This is a genomic window from Polaribacter sp. HA6-7 (assembly GCF_055693625.1).
In genome coordinates this window covers 1182509-1200959 of sequence record NZ_CM146338.1, presented here as the reverse complement: position 1 = coordinate 1200959, position 18451 = coordinate 1182509, and the positions used below count along the sequence as shown (strand labels likewise).

The 18451-nt window shown below is 30.3% G+C and carries 14 protein-coding genes and 4 pseudogenes; 12 read left to right on the top strand and 6 right to left on the bottom strand.

What is annotated here, in order from left to right; translation table 11 throughout:
• The first annotated feature begins 110 nt into the window (after positions 1-110).
• Positions 111-788, top strand: coding sequence for an anti-sigma factor domain-containing protein (locus ACZ1HD_RS06620; RefSeq protein ID WP_472688970.1), 678 nt, complete (start codon positions 111-113; stop codon positions 786-788).
• A 16-nt stretch (positions 789-804) separates the two neighbouring features.
• On the opposite strand, the pseudogene recG reads toward ACZ1HD_RS06620, so the two are convergent.
• The 5 genes and pseudogenes from recG to ACZ1HD_RS06595 form a co-directional block, all read right to left on the bottom strand.
• A pseudogene (recG, locus tag ACZ1HD_RS06615) lies at positions 805-2897 on the bottom strand (ATP-dependent DNA helicase RecG).
• Positions 2898-2965: 68 nt separating this feature from the next.
• Positions 2966-3211: a hypothetical protein gene (locus ACZ1HD_RS06610; RefSeq protein WP_472688969.1), complete on the bottom strand. Its 246-nt coding sequence runs from the start codon at positions 3209-3211 to the stop codon at positions 2966-2968.
• Positions 3198-3872, bottom strand: coding sequence for a hypothetical protein (locus ACZ1HD_RS06605; protein ID WP_472688968.1), 675 nt, complete (start codon positions 3870-3872; stop codon positions 3198-3200). The genes ACZ1HD_RS06610 and ACZ1HD_RS06605 overlap by 14 nt, the downstream gene beginning before the upstream one ends.
• A gap of 110 nt (positions 3873-3982) precedes the next feature.
• The gene (locus tag ACZ1HD_RS06600) at positions 3983-5011 is read right to left on the bottom strand and encodes a hypothetical protein (protein ID WP_472688967.1); all 1029 of its coding nucleotides are present in this window, start codon (positions 5009-5011) and stop codon (positions 3983-3985) included.
• A gap of 254 nt (positions 5012-5265) precedes the next feature.
• Complete coding sequence (locus ACZ1HD_RS06595; protein WP_472688966.1) at positions 5266-6066, bottom strand: hypothetical protein; 801 nt, start codon at positions 6064-6066, stop codon at positions 5266-5268.
• 527 nt (positions 6067-6593) lie between these two features.
• Here ACZ1HD_RS06595 and ACZ1HD_RS06590 point away from each other — a divergent pair.
• From ACZ1HD_RS06590 to ACZ1HD_RS06540, 11 genes and pseudogenes are all read left to right on the top strand, one after another.
• A pseudogene (locus ACZ1HD_RS06590) lies at positions 6594-7801 on the top strand (RsmB/NOP family class I SAM-dependent RNA methyltransferase); the annotation flags it as partial.
• A gap of 80 nt (positions 7802-7881) precedes the next feature.
• Entirely contained in the window at positions 7882-9573 is a 1692-nt protein-coding gene (locus ACZ1HD_RS06585) for an endonuclease (RefSeq protein WP_472688965.1), read from the top strand.
• Between the two features lie 5 nt (positions 9574-9578).
• On the top strand, positions 9579-10085 hold the full coding sequence (locus ACZ1HD_RS06580) for a T9SS type A sorting domain-containing protein (protein ID WP_472688964.1): 507 nt from the start codon (positions 9579-9581) through the stop codon (positions 10083-10085).
• Positions 10086-10244: 159 nt separating this feature from the next.
• Positions 10245-11540: a hypothetical protein gene (locus ACZ1HD_RS06575; RefSeq protein ID WP_472688963.1), complete on the top strand. Its 1296-nt coding sequence runs from the start codon at positions 10245-10247 to the stop codon at positions 11538-11540.
• The gene (locus ACZ1HD_RS06570) at positions 11541-12764 is read left to right on the top strand and encodes an AIR synthase-related protein (RefSeq protein ID WP_472688962.1); all 1224 of its coding nucleotides are present in this window, start codon (positions 11541-11543) and stop codon (positions 12762-12764) included. It begins immediately after the preceding gene.
• Between the two features lie 14 nt (positions 12765-12778).
• Entirely contained in the window at positions 12779-13135 is a 357-nt protein-coding gene (locus tag ACZ1HD_RS06565) for a hypothetical protein (RefSeq protein WP_472688961.1), read from the top strand.
• Between the two features lie 87 nt (positions 13136-13222).
• Positions 13223-13920, top strand: a pseudogene (locus ACZ1HD_RS06560) (phosphoribosylformylglycinamidine synthase subunit PurQ).
• A 312-nt stretch (positions 13921-14232) separates the two neighbouring features.
• A complete protein-coding gene (locus ACZ1HD_RS06555) occupies positions 14233-14646 on the top strand; it encodes a hypothetical protein (RefSeq protein WP_472688960.1) in 414 nt (137 codons plus the stop codon).
• Between the two features lie 14 nt (positions 14647-14660).
• Complete coding sequence (locus tag ACZ1HD_RS06550) at positions 14661-14801, top strand: hypothetical protein (protein WP_472688959.1); 141 nt, start codon at positions 14661-14663, stop codon at positions 14799-14801.
• A gap of 211 nt (positions 14802-15012) precedes the next feature.
• On the top strand, positions 15013-15711 hold the full coding sequence (locus ACZ1HD_RS06545) for a pentapeptide repeat-containing protein (protein ID WP_472688958.1): 699 nt from the start codon (positions 15013-15015) through the stop codon (positions 15709-15711).
• Between the two features lie 466 nt (positions 15712-16177).
• A pseudogene (locus ACZ1HD_RS06540) lies at positions 16178-17952 on the top strand (AMP-dependent synthetase/ligase).
• Positions 17953-17994: 42 nt separating this feature from the next.
• Here ACZ1HD_RS06540 and ACZ1HD_RS06535 read toward each other — a convergent pair.
• Positions 17995-18447 carry a DUF1569 domain-containing protein gene (locus ACZ1HD_RS06535; protein ID WP_472688957.1) on the bottom strand — a complete coding sequence of 151 codons (453 nt, stop codon included), beginning with the start codon at positions 18445-18447 and terminating at the stop codon, positions 17995-17997.
• Positions 18448-18451 lie beyond the last annotated feature (4 nt).

Genomic DNA, 18451 nt, shown 5'->3' with positions numbered 1-18451 from the left:
GGATATACAAAAATACATAGAATCAGGAATTTTAGAACTGTATGTAGCAGGCTCTCTCTCTGAAAAAGAGAATGAAGAAGTGTACAATGCAGTTAAAAAAGCCCGAACTTTTGGCCGAAGTTACCTCAATAGAAAATGCTATTGTAAAATTAACTGCTGCTGCAAAAAAAGATTCAACTTATTTATTTACAGATATTTTAAAGGGCATAAATAATAACGATACAAAAGTAATTAAAATTGCAGAACGCAAAACTAACTGGACTCAGTTTACTGGTTGGGCAGCTGCTGTACTTTTAGGAAGTACATTAATTTGGTCTATTTCTAAAAACAATAAATTACAAGAACAAGTTGCATCAGAAAAAGTACAACTTGAAGAACAAATAGAGAAAGCTTCTAATAGTTTAGCAGAAGCAGAAAAACTAATTACAGTTTTTAGAGATAAAGAAATTATATCAGTACCACTAGACGGACAGAAAGTTTCTCCGGATTCTTACGCTAAAGTTTATTGGGACAAGAAAACAAAAAGTATTTATTTAGATGCTAAAGGATTACCGGAACCACCAAAAGGTAAAGTTTACCAGGTTTGGTCTTTAAAAATGAGTCCTTTAACACCTACAAGTTTAGGTACAATCGATACTTTTACAGCAGATACTAATAAGATTTTCACTATTGAAAACGCAAATGAATCTGAAGCGTTTGGTATTACTTTAGAAGATGAAGGTGGTAGCGAGTCTCCAACTTTAGAGCAATTATATGCTTTAGGCGCTGTGGTAGCTTCTACTCCATAAAAAATGAACTAAAAGTTTAACTTATATTTGACCAAATCTTAGATGATTTGGTCATTTTTATATATGCTTGTTTTATTGGTAAGTTTTCTTCTTTCGATAAATTACTATCATCTTGTAAAACAGAAATAGCTGTATTTCTAGCGGCAACCAAAATTTTAGAATCTTTGACTACATCTGCTATTTTAAGATTTAAAACACCACTTTGTTGCGTTCCCATAATATTACCCGGACCTCTTAATTTTAAATCTACTTCAGCAATTTTAAATCCATCGGTGGTATCTACCATTGTTTTAAGACGTGTTTTAGCTTCTTCAGATAATTTATAACTAGATAGTAAAATACAATAACTTTGATCTGCACCTCTACCTACTCTTCCTCTTAGTTGATGTAATTGTGAAAGTCCAAATCTTTCGGAACTTTCAATAATCATTACACTCGCATTAGGCACATTAACCCCAACCTCTATAACAGTTGTAGCTACCATAATTTGTGTTTCGCCTTTTACAAAACGTTGCATTTCAAATTCTTTATCAGCAGGTTTCATTTTACCATGTACAATACTTATTTGGTATTTTGGTGATGGAAATTCTCTTGCAACACTTTCATAACCATCCATTAAATCTTTATAATCCATAGCTTCGGATTCTTCTATTAACGGATACACTAAATAAACCTGCCTGCCTTTATCTATTTCATCTTTCATAAACTTAAAAACAGACAATCTATTGCTATCAAACCTGTGTACAGTTTTAACTTCTTTTCTACCAGGAGGCAACTCATCAATTACAGATATGTCTAAATCACCATAAACAGACATTGCTAAAGTTCTAGGAATTGGTGTAGCCGTCATTACTAAAATATGAGGTGGCAATGTATTTTTTGCCCATAATTTAGCTCTTTGCTTAACTCCGAATCTGTGTTGCTCATCAATAATTGCTATTCCTAGGTTTTTAAAAACAACTTTATCTTCTAACAAAGCATGTGTACCTACTAAAATATGTAAAGTGCCATCTTCTAAATTTTGATGAATTTCTCTTCTTTTTTTGTTTTTACAGAACCTGTTAATATATCTACCTTTACATTTAAGCCTTCTAATAATTCTGATACAGCTGTAAAATGTTGATTTGCTAAAATTTCTGTTGGCGCCATAATGGTTGCTTGATAGCCGTTATCGATAGCTAAAAGCATCGATAAAATTGCAACAATTGTTTTACCAGAACCAACATCGCCTTGTAAAAGTCTGTTCATGTGTGCTGCAGAGGCAACATCTTTTCTAATTTCTTTTAAAACTCTTTTTTGTGCATTTGTTAAATCAAAAGGAAGTTTTTCTGAATAAAAATTATTAAAAATTGGTCCTACATTTTCAAATACAAAACCTTTAATTTTTGTTTTATTAATTAACTTTTTTCTAACTAATTGTAATTGAATAAAAAATAATTCTTCAAATTTTAATCTGCTTTGTGCTTTGGCTAAACTTTCTTGATTTTTAGGGAAATGAGCATTTAAAAGTGCCTCTCTTTTGGGCATTAACTTGTATTCTTCTAAAATATCTTTAGATAAACTCTCTGTAATAATATCAAACGCCTGTTGAATTAGATTTTGCACATAACCTCGAATCATTTTATTAGAAACACCCGAATTCACTAATTTTTCTGTGGAATGATAAACAGGTTGCATTTTGCTTTGCAACTTTTTTATAATCTTTAACCAATTCTAAATCTGGGTGCGGAATACTAAAATTACCATTATAATGGTTTAATTTACCGTAAACCACGTATGGCTCGTTAATTTTTAAAGCATCTTTAATCCATTTTTGCCCTTTAAACCAAACTAGTTCCATGGTGCCAGTAGCGTCTTGAAATGTTGCCACTAACCTACTTCCTCTTTTTGAGCCACAGATTTTACTCTAGTAATCTTACCAACAATTTGAACTTCTGCTGTACTTGGTTGTAAATCTTTTATTGCGTAAAAAGTAGTTTTATCTATGTATCTAAAAGGATAAAAATTAAGTAAATCATTACATGTTTTAATACCCAATTCTGCATACAAAAGAGCAGCTCTTTGCACACTTACACCTTTAATATATGTTATTGGATAATCTAAATTCAAAATTAATTTTTAGGAGTAACGAAAATACAGATTATCCTTTAAAACTAATATAGAATTTTTCGTATTATTTAATCATCAGAATTTGCTATAGAATCGAATTCATTTTGTGCATTGTTAAATGTAAAAACTTCTGTTTTATTTATCTTTAAAATACCTTTTTCTATAATGTTTGATGCTAATTTTAAGGTAAACGACTCGCCTTGTTTTATTTGAACCGTTCCAAAACTCCATAAACCAGTTTCTGGATTGTATAATGTATTATTTGGAATAGAAGAAGAACTTTCATTATACGTCAATCCTTCACGGTAAAACATCTTTTACAACAACATTATTAGCAATTAAACCTCCGTTATTTGTAATCGTAATATTAAAAATTACGGTCTCGCCAAGTTTAACAACAGGATTCTCAACTGTTTTAACAATAGATAAATCTATAAAACAAGAGTAATTATCTAAATTATCACGAACTGCTGGTGTTATACTTTGAGAAGCCAAAACACCATTTAACAACGGAATACCTAAACTTGTTCCTACAGATGTTTCTGCAATCGTTCCAAAATTATTATTTACCAAATCATCAAAAATAAAATTCCCTGCACCCTCAATAGCATCCGGACATCCATCACCATCGGCATCTGTATCATGTTGATCTATAATTCCGTCTAAATCTAAATCAAATCTATCATCTACTCCGTCTAAATTAGAATCTACAAAACCAGGAGTATCAGAATCTTTGTAATCTAAAATTGTATCTCCGTCTGAATCTAAAATAGGATTTATACCTCCGTTTTCTTCAGCATCAATAATACCATCATTATCATCATCTAAATCATTAACATCAAGCACTGTATCTTTATCTGTGTCTAAACAAAACTCAAAACCAGCACCTGTTGCGCCTCGCGTGTCTACAAAAGCACCGTAAATATCTAAATCATTATTATCTGTTAGATCTAAATTTGTATTTACGTCTACCAATTTTGCAACAGTAATTTGAATTCCGTAATATTTCTGTGTGGTTTCAAAACCTAAATTATAAATTCCGTTAGGTGTTCCTCCTAAAAGATTAATTAAAACAGTTAAATCAATTAAGTCTGAACCGAAGCAGATTCTAGTACATTACCATTTTGGTCTAAAGTTTCTATAGTTATACTATCAAACAAAGAAACTTCTACTATTGAAGAATTTGATTTAACTACAAAACCTGCAGTAGAATTTGCTGGATAAGCATTTGTAGCGTCTCTAACTGCCAAACTACCAGTTGCAGCAACACCTGCTGTAATATTTATTGATGCAAAATCTGAATTTGAAGCAGATAATATCGCGTCTGTATTAGAAACATTACAGCCTACACAAACTAAACCAGAAACGCTTGATTTTGAATAATCTACATAAGTAGAAAATTCCGGCGAATTCAAGTAATAGGTTTCGCTACAGGCTAATTCTTTAGTACACAATTTTTTTATCGTAGAATTATAAATTCTAAAAACACCTAAATTTGCACCTACCGTTGTATTAAACTCTAATCTTACTTCATCAAAAATATTAGAAGTAACCATACCAATTGTTTGCTTATTTAACCCCACTAAAAGTGGTGCACTTAAAAGTATATTAGCGCCGCTAACACTATCGCCAGTTGCAACCCCATTTAAGTAGGTAGATAATGAAATGTTATTTAAAAGATTTACATCTAATAAAGTTGCTGTTTCAATTTCGAAACCTACAAATTGAGGCCCTGAATATTCTTGCAAAACATCATAAACACCAATTTCTAGATTAGAAATTACACCAACGCTTAAATCTATTTCGGCATAATCTGTAGTATCTGAATTTATAATATTGTCGATATTATCTATAGTTCCGCCAGCAGCAATCAAACCATTGCTATTTACAGTAGAGATTTCTACCGGATGATTTGAATGAACCCAAGAAACTTGCTCATTACAGTTAAAAGGATTGCTAACACAATATTTTTTTACAACAGGATAATTTACTTGAATTTCACCTAAATTTACACCAATTGGTTGTGAAACGGTTATTCTAATTTCGTCATAAGGCTTTGTTGTAACAAAACCTACATTTTGAGTGTCTGAACTTAATAATGGTACATTTACCAAAGCGTTGTAATTAGAATTATCTTCTTGAAAAACATTATCTAAATATGTAGAAATAGTGATGTTACCAATTACATCTGCGGTTAATAAATTAGCCGAAGTTATGTTAAAACCAGCATAAGTATTTGATGAGAAAGGAGTAACAACACCTGTTGAAAAATCTGCTTGTTTTGCTATTGAAATATATGAAGTTGCTAGAACGCCTACCCCAACTAAACCTGCATTTAAAGTTGCATGATTTGTTAAATCTGAATCAATTAAAAATTCGGATTTTGAATAACATCACCTAATAAAGACACATTAACACCTGTTACACCCACATCTACAACTTCTACTGGAAATTGTGGATTTGTAATTGTATTTACATCATTACAAGTTAAAGAAGTTGCATTTTCTTGATAGAGTTTTATAAATGGATAGAAAACATCTAAACTACCTGTTTTAAGCAAATCTCCGCCAAATACAATTTCTATTGTTCTAAAATTACCCGTAGTAACAAAACCTACATTAGTAGCATTACTAAAATCTAGTGCCGATATTAAACTGCCTTCTAAATTATAAGTATCTACAATATCTCCATTTACATCTCTTGTTCTAATAGCAGTATTATTACCTAACAAACCTAATAGTGAAGCATTTCTAATTCTAAAACCAGCATATGAACCTGCAGGAATATCTTCTGTAGGATATGTAATTGATAAAACCTCAGCATCACCACCTAATAAAATTGATGCTCTAGAAAAATTATCGGTATCGCCATCAATTACATTTGCTCCGTTTCCTGTCCAATCATCTATACAACTTCCAATGATTGGGCAAAATTCAGTGCCTGTAACGGTTAATGAAGTAAAATTTGTAGTATCATTTATTAAAGGTACAATCGTATTTTTAGGCAATAAACTAATATCGTTTACTGCAGGGTTTATTTTGTTGGTAGATATTTTTAAAGAAGCTAAATCTTTACTTAGTAAAATAGATTTTTCTGAAAAAGAAAAAAGAATCGTAGTTTTTAAAACTAAAAAAAATACCATCAAAATTTTAATAATCTCTTTTTTCATGTCGAGAGTTTTAAAATTAATTAGAATAATTTAAAGTAACAGGGAATTCATTTTATTGTTGGGAAACAATAAGATGATCATATACAAGCCTTGAAAAAGCTAATATTTGGATCTAAAAAACTATTGAAGTACTAAATAAAATTTAGGAAGGAAACTCTTGTAAAGTTTTCGAAAACTCATTTATAACGATATTTTCGTTTTCTAAATTTAAAATCGAAGAATTCAACAAACTATATCTACAATTTGTTAAAATGTTACATGCTATGCTTTTCATCTATATGGAGGATTAAGAATTAAACAAAATTTGCTATTTGTAAAAATGACAATTCATTTCTAAAATACTTTGTTTTTCCGTTTTCATTTTTTGAATTATAAAAACGTAATAAACTGTGATTAAATATAATACAAATTAAACAATAAACCAAGACTTCTTTATTATGTGTATTTTAATTTAAAATAATATTAATGTTAAAACTAGAATCTAGTAATAGATATTTGTAACTTTGCCCCTTGTACAAAATTATAAAATGAGATTACATAGAAATTTAACTTTTGCTGTAATAGACAGTATTAGAGATATATTTAACGAAGGTGTTTATGCTGATAAAGCTGTAGAAAAAGCCTTAAAAAGAGACAAACGTTGGGGCGCAAGAGACCGTAAATTTGTTGCAGAAACAATTTACGACATTGTAAGATGGAATAGACTTTATGCAGAAATTGCCGAAGTAAAAGTACCTTATGATAGAGATAATATTTGGAGACTCTTTTCTGTTTGGTGTATTCTAAGAGGAATTGCTTTACCGAGACTGGAACCAAATTGGTGATGTACCGAGAAAGAAGAATTAAAGGTCGTTTTGCAGAACTTTCTAAAACAAGAAAATTTAGAGAATCTATACCAGATTGGATGGATGAATTATGCGAAAAAGAATTAGGAAATGAAGTTTGGACCAAAGAAATTGCCGCTTTAAACGAGCAAGCAAAAGTTATTTTAAGAACTAATACTTTAAACATTTCTAAAGAATTACTTCAAAAAAAGTTACGAGCAGAAAACGTAATTACAGAATTTGTACCAAATCATCCAGATGCATTGGTATTACCGAAAAGAGCAAATGTATTTAAAACAGAAGCTTTTCACAATGGTTTTTTTGAAGTTCAAGATGCTTCTTCTCAGTTGGTAGCTGCTTATTTAGATGTTAAACCCGGTATGAAAGTAGTAGATACTTGTGCAGGTGCTGGTGGTAAAACTTTACATTTATCTGCTTTAATGGAAAACAAAGGGCAAGTTATTGCTATGGATATTTACGAAAGCAAACTACGTAAACTAAAAGTAAGAGCTAAAAGAAACAAGGCCCACAATATAGATTTAAGAGTTATCGACTCTACAAAACCTATAAAAAAATTGCACGGTAAAGCAGATAGAGTTTTAATAGATGCACCATGCTCTGGATTAGGTGTTATTAGAAGAAACCCAGATTCTAAATGGAAATTACAACCAGAATTTATAGACAATATTAAAAAAGTTCAACAAGACGTTTTACAACAATATTCTAAAATGGTTAAACCAGGCGGAAAAATGGTGTATGCTACTTGTTCTATACTTCCTTCAGAAAATCAAGATCAAGTTAATAATTTCTTAACATCAGAAGCAGGAAAAGACTTTACTTTTGTAAAAGATAAAAAAGTATTAGCTCATATTTACGGTTTCGACGGATTTTATATGGCGCTTTTAGAAAAAAACAAGCTTAATATATTGCTAATATTAAGGTTTAATTGCAGAAAAAGAAATATCTATTTTTTAATTTTTAATAAATACATATGATGAAAAAATTACTTTTTAGTATTCTTACTTTAACCTCTTTAATTTCTTTCTGTCAAGAAGCTTATTATAGTGATGTTAATTTACAATTATCTAGTACAGATTTAAAAGATGCTTTAGCAACAAAAATTATTAGTACACACACAAACTTATTAAGTTACACTCCTGGTGTTTGGGAAGCTTCTAAGGTTACAGACAAAGATGTAGATGCATCTAGAGTTGTTTTAATTTATGGTTGGGAAAATGGTACCGACCAAGATATTACAAACGACAGAACTAGAGATAATTCTTTACAAGATAGAGGAAATGGTGATAGCTTTGTTTGGAACAGAGAACATGTTTTTTCTAAATCTTTGGCAAACCCAAGTTTGGTTACAAATAATCCTGGTCCTGGTACAGATGCACACAACTTAAGACCTGCAGATAAAAACAGAAATTCAGAAAGAAATAATTATAAATTTGCTTTAGGTACTGGTAATTCTTCTCGTTCTAGCGTAACTTACAATGGTCCGGAAGGTGCAAATACAAGAGGTTGGTATCCTGGAGATGAATGGAAAGGTGATGTTGCTAGAATTATTATGTACATGTATCTTCGTTACGGAGATCAATGTTTACCTACTGCTGTAGGTGTTGGTAGTAATCAATTTACGCCAGATGACATGATTGATTTATTCTTAAAATGGAATGCAGAAGATCCTGTTTCAGACTTTGAAAAAGATCGTAACACATTTCATGAAAATACTTCGAATACTTATGCACAAGGAAACAGAAACCCTTTTATAGATAATCCATATTTAGCAACTAGAATTTGGGGCGGAGATGCAGCACAAGATACTTGGGGTATTTACACTAGTAGCGATACACAAGCACCTACTAAACCTACAAATGTAACTTTAAGTAATATAACTTTAACATCAATCGATTTAAACTGGACAGCCTCTACAGATGATGTTGGTGTTACAGGTTATAATGTTTATGTTAATAATGTTTTAACAAAACAAACTACAACAACAAATACTTCTATAACAGGTTTAGAAGCAGGTACATCATATAGCTTTAAAGTTATTGCTAAAGATCAAATTAATAGTTCTGAAGCAAGTGACGTAGTTACAGGACAAACATTATCAGACACAACAGCTCCAACTGTACCTAGTAATGTTACAGTTACAAATGTTACAGACAGCTCTTTTATGGTAAATTGGTCTGCATCTACAGATAATAATGCCGTTGCAAGTTATGACGTTTATTTAGATGATACTTTTCACGCAAATACAACAGACACAAATTATACAATCATAAATTTAGCAACATCTACTACTTACAGTGTATCTGTATTAGCTAAAGACAAAGATAATAATATGTCTGCAAAATCTTCAGCAGTTAGCGCAACAACCACAGACGGTTCTTCCGGTGGTACTGCAACAGAATTATTTATTTCTGAATATGTTGAAGGAGATGGAGGTACTAACAAAGCAATTGAGATTGTGAACTTAACAGGTAGTACAGTAGATCTTGATGGGTATGTTTTAAAGTTAGAAAGAAATGGATCTGGTGTTTGGACTACACCTTTAGCTTTAGATAAAGGATCTGTAAAAAGCATTGTTCCTGGAGATGTTTTTGTTGTTGGTAACGGAGATAACTCTGCTCCGAATTACAACCATATTCTGCATCTAATCCTAATGGACAAGTAGATTTAGTGCAACCAAATAACTTTGACACAAACTATGGTCAACCAGTAAACTTTAATGGTGATGACGCAGTTGCTTTATTTAAAGACGATGTATTAATTGATATGATTGGTGTTTTTGGAAATGGTGCACAATTTGCCAGTAACGTAACACTGAGAAGAAACGGAGATATTACTGCACCTAACACTACTTTTGACAAAACAGGTGAATGGACTGCTTTTCCTGAAAACACATTTAACGGAATTGGAAGTCACACTGTAACTCTAAGTACAAATTCAGAGACTTTAAACGGTTTCAAAATGTATCCAAACCCTGTTACAGGTAACAAGTTATTTTTTAATATCAACGAAAAAGCAACTATAAATATTTATAATGTTTTAGGTAAATTGGTGCAATCAGAAACAATAGAAAACGCAAACAGTTCTATAAATGTTTCTAAGTTATCTAAAGGGATGTATTTATTAAAATTAAATACGCAAAACCAATCGATTACTAAAAAGTTTATCAAACAATAAGTAATTACTTAGTAAAATTTAAAAGACGACTATTTTTAGTCGTCTTTTTTTTGTTAAAAACCTATTGAAAAACTATATAATTTCGCGTAAATAAATAGTTAAAATTAAGTTGAAAAAAGTAAATTTGTCATTTACAACAAACGCTAACACAACACAATAATGATTCATTTCTTTGGAAACAAAAACAGTAAAGTATTCGCTGTTCAAACAACAAAAGAATTAACAACAGAAACAATTGCAAAATTGACTTGGCTTTTTGCCGATCAACCAAAAATAAATGAGGCATCAATAGATGCTTTTTTTGTTGGCCCTAGAGCTGCAATGATTACACCTTGGAGTACAAATGCAGTAGAAATCACTCAAAACATGGGTATTTCTGATATCATTAGAATTGAAGAATTTACAGCTGTTTCAGAAGGATTTTCTGATTTTGACCCAATGATTTCAGAAAAATTTAAGAGCTTACATCAAGACTCATTTGCTATTGATATTCAACCAGAAGCAATTATAGAAATTGATGATATTGCTGCTTATAACAATCAAGAAGGTTTGTCTTTAAGCGAAGAAGAGGTTGAATACCTTGAAAGTGTAGCAAAAAAAATAGATAGAAAATTAACAGATTCAGAAGTATTTGGGTTTTCTCAAGTAAACTCAGAACACTGTCGTCATAAAATTTTTAACGGAACTTTTGTTATTGATGGAGAAGAAATGCCAACTTCTCTTTTTAAATTGATTAAAGAAACATCAAAGCAAAACCCTAATGACATTGTTTCTGCATACAAAGACAATGTAGCTTTTATAAAAGGACCAAAAGTTGAACAGTTTGCTCCTAAAACAGCAGATAAACCCGATTTTTATCAAACACAAGATTTTGATTCTGTAATTTCATTAAAAGCAGAAACTCATAATTTCCCAACAACTGTAGAGCCTTTTAACGGTGCCGCTACTGGTTCCGGAGGAGAAATTAGAGATAGACTTGCCGGTGGTAAAGGTTCTTTACCTTTAGCAGGAACAGCAGTTTATATGACTTCTTACTCGAGATTAGAAGAAAAAAGACCTTGGGAGCAAAAATTTGAAGCCGGAGATTGGCTATACCAAACTCCGATGGATATTTTAATAAAAGCTTCTAACGGAGCTTCGGATTTTGGAAACAAATTTGGGCAACCATTAATTACAGGTTCTGTTTTAACTTTCGAGCATAAAGAAAATGCAGCTTCTAGTGAAGCTGAGGCAAGAAGATTAGGTTTCGATAAAGTAATTATGCAAGCTGGCGGAATTGGTTACGGTAAAGCAGAACAAGCTTTAAAAGATACACCAAAAGATGGTGATGAAATTGTTATTCTTGGTGGTGAAAACTACAGAATAGGTATGGGTGGTGCTGCAGTTTCGTCTGCAGATACCGGAGAATTTGCATCAGGAATTGAATTAAATGCTGTACAAAGATCGAACCCGTAAATGCAAAAACGTGCTGCTAATGCAGTTAGAGGTATGGTAGAAAGTGATGAAAACTTTATTGTTTCAATTCACGATCATGGTGCTGGCGGACATTTAAATTGTTTATCAGAATTGGTAGAAGATACTGGTGGTAAAATCGATTTAGATAAATTACCTGTTGGTGATCCTACTTTATCTGCAAAAGAAATTATTGGTAACGAATCTCAAGAAAGAATGGGATTGGTAATTGCTAAAAAACATACAGAGACACTTCAAAAAATAGCAGAAAGAGAACGCTCGCCAATGTATACTGTTGGTGAAGTTACTGGTAATAATCGTTTTACTTTTGAATCTAAAACTACTGGCGAAAAACCAATGGATTTAGCTTTAGAAGATATGTTTGGTTCTTCGCCAAAAACCATAATGACAGATAAAACTGTCATCAGAAAATATAAAAATCCTCGTTATAAAACAAAAAATTTAAAAATCTATTTAGAGCAAGTTTTACAACTAGAAGCTGTTGCTTGTAAAGATTGGTTAACAAATAAAGTAGATAGATGTGTTGGTGGTAAAGTTGCCAAACAACAATGTGTTGGGCCGTTACAAATACCGTTAAACAACGTTGGTGTAATGGCTTTAGATTATAACGGTAAAGAAGGTGTAGCAACTTCTATTGGGCACGCTCCTATTTCTGCATTAATTAATCCTGAGGCAGGAAGTAGAAATGCAATAACAGAATCATTAACAAATATTATTTGGGCGCCTTTAAAAGATAATTTAAGTTCAATTTCTTTATCTGCAAATTGGATGTGGCCTTGCAAAAACGAAGGCGAAGATGCTCGTTTATATAAAGCAGTTAAAGCTGTTTCTGAGTTTTCTGTAGATTTAGGTATCAACGTGCCAACTGGTAAAGATTCTTTATCAATGAAACAAAAATATCCTGATGGGGATGTAATTTCTCCTGGAACTGTTATTATTTCTGCTGCCGGAAACTGTAATGAAATTTCTAAAGTTGTAGAGCCTGTTTTAAAAGTTGATGGTGGAAATATTTATTACATCAATATTTCTCAAGACGAATATAAATTAGGTGGAAGCTCTTTTAACCAAGCTTTAAATGCTATTGGTAACGAAACACCGGATGTTACAAATTCTTCTTATGTAAAAAAGACATTTAATGCAATTCAGAATTTAATTAAAGCTGATAAAATTAAGGCAGGACACGATATTGCTTCGGCGGATTTATAACAACTTTATTAGAGATGTGTTTTGCTGATGTAAATTTAGGTGCAGACTTTGATATTTCTGTTTTAAACGAAGAAGATTCTATAAAAGTATTATTCTCTGAAAATGCCGGAATTGTATTTCAAGCAGATGTTTCAGTAGAAAAAGAATTAGAAGATAAAGGTATTGCGGTATTTAAAATTGGTACTGCAAATAACTCTGGTACTGTAAACATTAAAAATAATACAGATACATTTTCTTTTGATGTTGCAGAACTTAGAGATGTTTGGTACAAAACTTCTTTCTTATTAGATCAAAAACAAACTGCTAATAATTTAGCACAAGATAGATTTGATAATTATAAAAAACAGCCTTTAACATATAAATTTCAGTAAAACTTTACAGGTAAATTACCTAAAATTGAAACTGAGAAACCAAAAGCTGCAATTATTAGAGAAAAAGGATCTAACTCAGAACGTGAAATGGCGAATGCTATGTATTTAGCTGGTTTTGATGTAAAAGATGTACACATGACAGATTTAATTTCTGGTCGTGAAACTCTTGAAGACATTCAATTTATTGGTGCTGTTGGTGGTTTTTCTAATTCTGATGTTTTAGGATCTGCAAAAGGGTGGGCAGGTGCTTTTAAATATAACGAAAAAGCAAATACAGCTTTAAAAAACTTCTTTAAACGAGAAGATACTTTATCTGTTGGTATTTGTAATGGCGCACAATTATGGATGGAGTTAGACTTAATTAATCCGAACATAAAGTTCATGGAAAATTGGTGCACAACGATTCTAAAAAACACGAAAGTTCATTTACATCAGTAAAAGTTCAAGAAAACAATTCTGTAATGTTATCATCTTTAGCAGGTACAGAGTTAGGGGTTTGGATTTCTCATGGTGAAGGTAAATTTAGCTTACCAGAAACTGAAAATAATTATCATATTGTCGCTAAATATGGTTACGAGGGTTACCCAAATAACCCAAATGGTTCTGATTTTAATACAGCAATGATGTGTGATAAAACTGGTAGACATTTAGTAACAATGCCACATATAGAACGCTCTACTTTTCAATGGAATTGGGCAAATTATCCTGCGGATAGAAAAGATGAAGTTACACCTTGGCTACAAGCTTTTGTAAATGCAAAAGACTGGATAATCAATAAAAAATAAATTAAAAATAGCTTTATAGGATTTTTTTTATTTTTAAAATTATAATTAAAATTCTATGAAGCTAACTTATTTTGATGTTACAAAAACTTCTCATTTAATCCAGGAGTTTTTTTAATTGATTATCAAAAAAAGACGTACCGTTAGAAGCTATAATTCCGCCTTTAAACTTTTCCTGGTTTAGCCTATTTTTATAGTAAAGGTCAAAGAATATCTCTTGCAAAAGAAGTTACAGATTTACATAAGCTTAGTGTTTATGGGCAATTTAGCAAATCTTATAAATTTAATTTATACAAAGAAGGTATTGTTTGCGGTATGAATTTTAAAGCAACATCTTTACACAAATTAACCAATATCGATGCTTCATCAATAACTAATAAATACAAGTGCTTTCATAAAATAAACCAAGTTATAACTTCAGAACTTGAAAACATTTTTTTAAAAGGAAAAGATGAATATCACCAAGTATTCGATAAACTAGAAGATTATATTCTAACCTTACCTTTAACAGAAAATAAAAATACTTTAATTATAGATGAACTTGTAAAAAAAATTCATCTTAAAGAAGGAATGATTTCTGTCAATGAAATTTTAGAAGACTTACCCTTTGGTCAAAAAACTTTAGAAACCAATTTTAAAAAAACAGTAGGCTTAACACCTTCTAAATATATTAGAATTCATAGATTTAAGAAATTAATGAAAGAATATGAAGGAAAAAAATTGATCTGAAGGACCTAATTTATATGTATGATTATTACGATGAATCTCACTTTGCCAAAGATTTTAAATCGTTTACGTCAAAATCTTTAAAAGACTATTTTAAAGACGAATTCTTATTAATAAAAGAGATTTTTAGAAATACCAAGTACGATTATTTACATTAAATCCACAGTTACTCTTTGTATATTTATATTAGATTTTCATCAATGGATATTGGGGGGCTGATATTTATATATAATGATGTAAAATTTATTTTAGTATTTTAGTTTTAGGCAAAAGACCGAGATGTATTCTCGGTCTTTTAATTTTTAAAAAAGAAAGTGTCACAAATCAGATTTTACAAAGTCATTATATAAAACATTAAAACTTTATAACATGAAAAAAATAATTACTCTATTAATCTTAACGATTTGTATAAACAATTCTATTTTTTCTCAAAAGAAAATAGAGGCATCAACTATTTTAAATGATATAAAAAATGGCAAAAATATCTCAATCGAAAATGCAACAATCATAGGAGTTTTAGATTTAACATTTATGGATGATGCTTTAAAAAATGTACCTAAAAAGAAAAAAAGCAGTTGGTTTAACTGGAGTTCTAATAACAACAGTAATACAAACGAAATCAAAAAACTAATTAGCGTAAAAATTTCTTTTAAAAACTGCACTTTTAAAAATGATGTTTTGGCTTACATACCTACAGAAGAATCTGGTTATACTTTTACAGCAAGTTTTGAAGAAGAAGTAATTTTTAAAAAATGTGAATTTACTAGAAAAGCAATGTTTAAATATTCAGATTTTTACAAAGATTCAGATTTTTCATACTCAACTTTTAATGATGATAACACTTTTAAATATGCTAAATTCCTTCAAAAAAGCAACTTTTATAAAACCAAGTTTAATGAAGTTGCAACATTTAAGTATGCTAAATTTAGTGAAAATGTAAGTTTTGCAAATGCAATATTTAAGGATACCGCTACATTTAAATATACACAATTTAAAAACGGAGTTTCATTTAGCAACACTCAATTTAAGGAAGATCTTAATATAAAATACATGAATGTTTCTCGGTGATTTTGATATTACAGGGATGGATGTTAATTATGAAATCGACTCTAAATACACCAAAATAAACGGTAAAAACTTCAATAAATATTTAATAAATAATAAATAGGTATTTATACGTATATGCAGTTTTTTAAATCTTTGTAAATTGCAGCATAATGGAAAAACGGTTAGATTAGGGGCTGACCAAAACCAATTAAACCTAGCTTTTTAATCAAAAAGCTAGGTTTTTCAATTTTAGAATAAATCATATATTTTAAGAATTTTTAATTTTATTAAAACGCAAACTTTTAAAAATTAAGCAGTTAAATGCAATAATAATTTAAACCTTAATTGTCAAAAAAATGCATTAATTCTATATTATCAAAAATAATAATAGACTAAAAATAAAGATTTAATAATTTATAATCTCTTAAAATAAGTATTTGCTAAATAGCTGTAATTTCCCTAATTTGCATTTTACAAAATAGAACTTATGCCGATAGAAATTACCAGGTTATTTGACATCCCTTATTATCAATTAGAAACGTATAATTTAAATAAATCGTTATCAACTAAATTGAATGATAAATGGGTAAGTACTTCGACCAAAGAATATGTAGAAAAAGCAAACCAATTAAGTAGAGGATTATTAAAATTAGGTGTTCAACCTAACGATAAAATTGCAGTTATATCATCAAACAATAGAACAGAATGGAATATTTGTGATATTGGTGTTTTACAAACTGGTGCACAAAATGTACCAATTTATCCAACAATTAGTAAAGAAGATTATGAATATGTTTTAAATCATTCTGAAGCTATTTATTGCTTTGTTTCTGATGAAGAAGTTTTAGAAAAGCTTAACCAAATCAAAGGAAATACAAAGTTAAAAGGTGTTTATACTTTTGATGATATTGCTTCAGAAAAATCTTGGAAAGATGTTTTAGAATTAGGAAAAGATACTGCAAATCAAGATGAAGTTGAACAAAGAAAAAAAGCTGTAAAACCAACAGATTTAGCAACACTTATTTATACTTCGGTACAACGGGTAGACCAAAAGGTGTAATGCTTTCTCATGACAATATTGTTTCTAATGTTTTGGCCGCTAAAGAGCGTGTTCCTTTAGACGATGGTAAAGATTTAGGTTTAAGCTTTTTACCTGTTTGTCATATTTTTGAAAGAATGATTTTGTATCTATACCAATATTGTGGTGTATCTATTTATTTTGCAGAATCAATAGAAAAATTATCTGAAAACGCTCAAGAAATTAAACCAAACGTAATGACTGCGGTGCCTCGTTTGTACGAGAAAATTTACGATAAAATTATTTTAAAAGGAGAAGCTCTTTTCGGAATTAAAAAAGGACTTTTCTTTTGGGCTGTTAACTTAGGGCTAAAGTTCGAGCCTAATGGTGCAAATGGCTGGTGGTACGAAAAACAACTAAGTTTAGCTAGAAAACTAATATTTTCTAAATGGCAAGAAGCTTTGGGCGGAAATTTAAAAATTATGGTTTACGGTAGTGCAGCATTGCAACCAAGATTAACTAGAGTTTTTGCTGCCGCAGGTATGCCAATTATGGAAGGTTACGGGTTAACGGAAACTTCTCCTGTAATTTCTGTAAACGACCAAAAAAACAAAGGTTTTAAAATAGGTACTGTTGGTAAAACGATAAGTAAGGTTGAAGTTAAAATTGCTGAAAACGGAGAGATTTTAGTAAAAGGACCAAATGTAATGTTGGGTTATTATAAAGACCCTAAAAAAACTTCTGAAGTTTTAAAATATGGTTATTTTCATACAGGTGATAAAGGTGAATTTGATAAAGAAGGCTTCTTAAAAATTACCGGAAGAACTAAAGAAATGTTTAAAACCTCTGGTGGTAAATATGTAGTACCACCATTATTAGAAGGAGAATTAAAACAATCTTTATTTATAGAACAAATAATGGTTATTGGTGAAGGTGAGAAAATGCCGGCAGCAATTATTCAACCAAATTTTGAATTTATTAAAGATTGGATTGATAAAAAAGGTTTATCAATTGGAAAAACGAACGAAGAAATTATCAGTTCTGAAATAGTGATTAATAGAATTCAAAGAGAAGTAGATAAATGTAACGAACAATTTGGTAAATGGGAACGTATTAAACGTTTTGAACTTACTAAAGATGTTTGGTCTATTGATGGCGGTCATTTAACACCGACAATGAAAATGAAAAGAGCTATAATTAAAGATATTTACAAAGATTTATACGAAAAAATATATAGACCTTAAAAAAGAAAACCGAGCTAATGCTCGGTTTTTTTATTTTACTTTTTAAACTCCGAATTGAGTTAAATGATGATCTAAATGTTTGTAAAAGGAATTATTCCATTCTTGTGAAGTTAATGCACCAAAAGAATGAGATTCTTTACCCTCAAAATGTTTAGCGCCCAATTCTTGGGTTTGATTGATATAATTTATCAATCTTGTTTTTTCTAGCTCAAAATCTTTTTCTTCAACAATTATAAATTGAGGAGCTGTTTTTCCGTTTTTACTATAAGGTTTAGTAGAAACAACTGCATTTTTAACAAACAATTTCAGCATAAACTTCATAAAAGCATTTGGCTTAGAATGTTTATCGGTATACACCATTTCATAAGTAACATTGCAATGTGCCAACATTTGCGAAACAGACATTTTACCCCAATGTGGTTGGCTAGATGTTGTTAATTTATCGATTCTAGCAATAACCTGATTACTAACCTCTTTTTCAAAAATATTTTTCATTTTA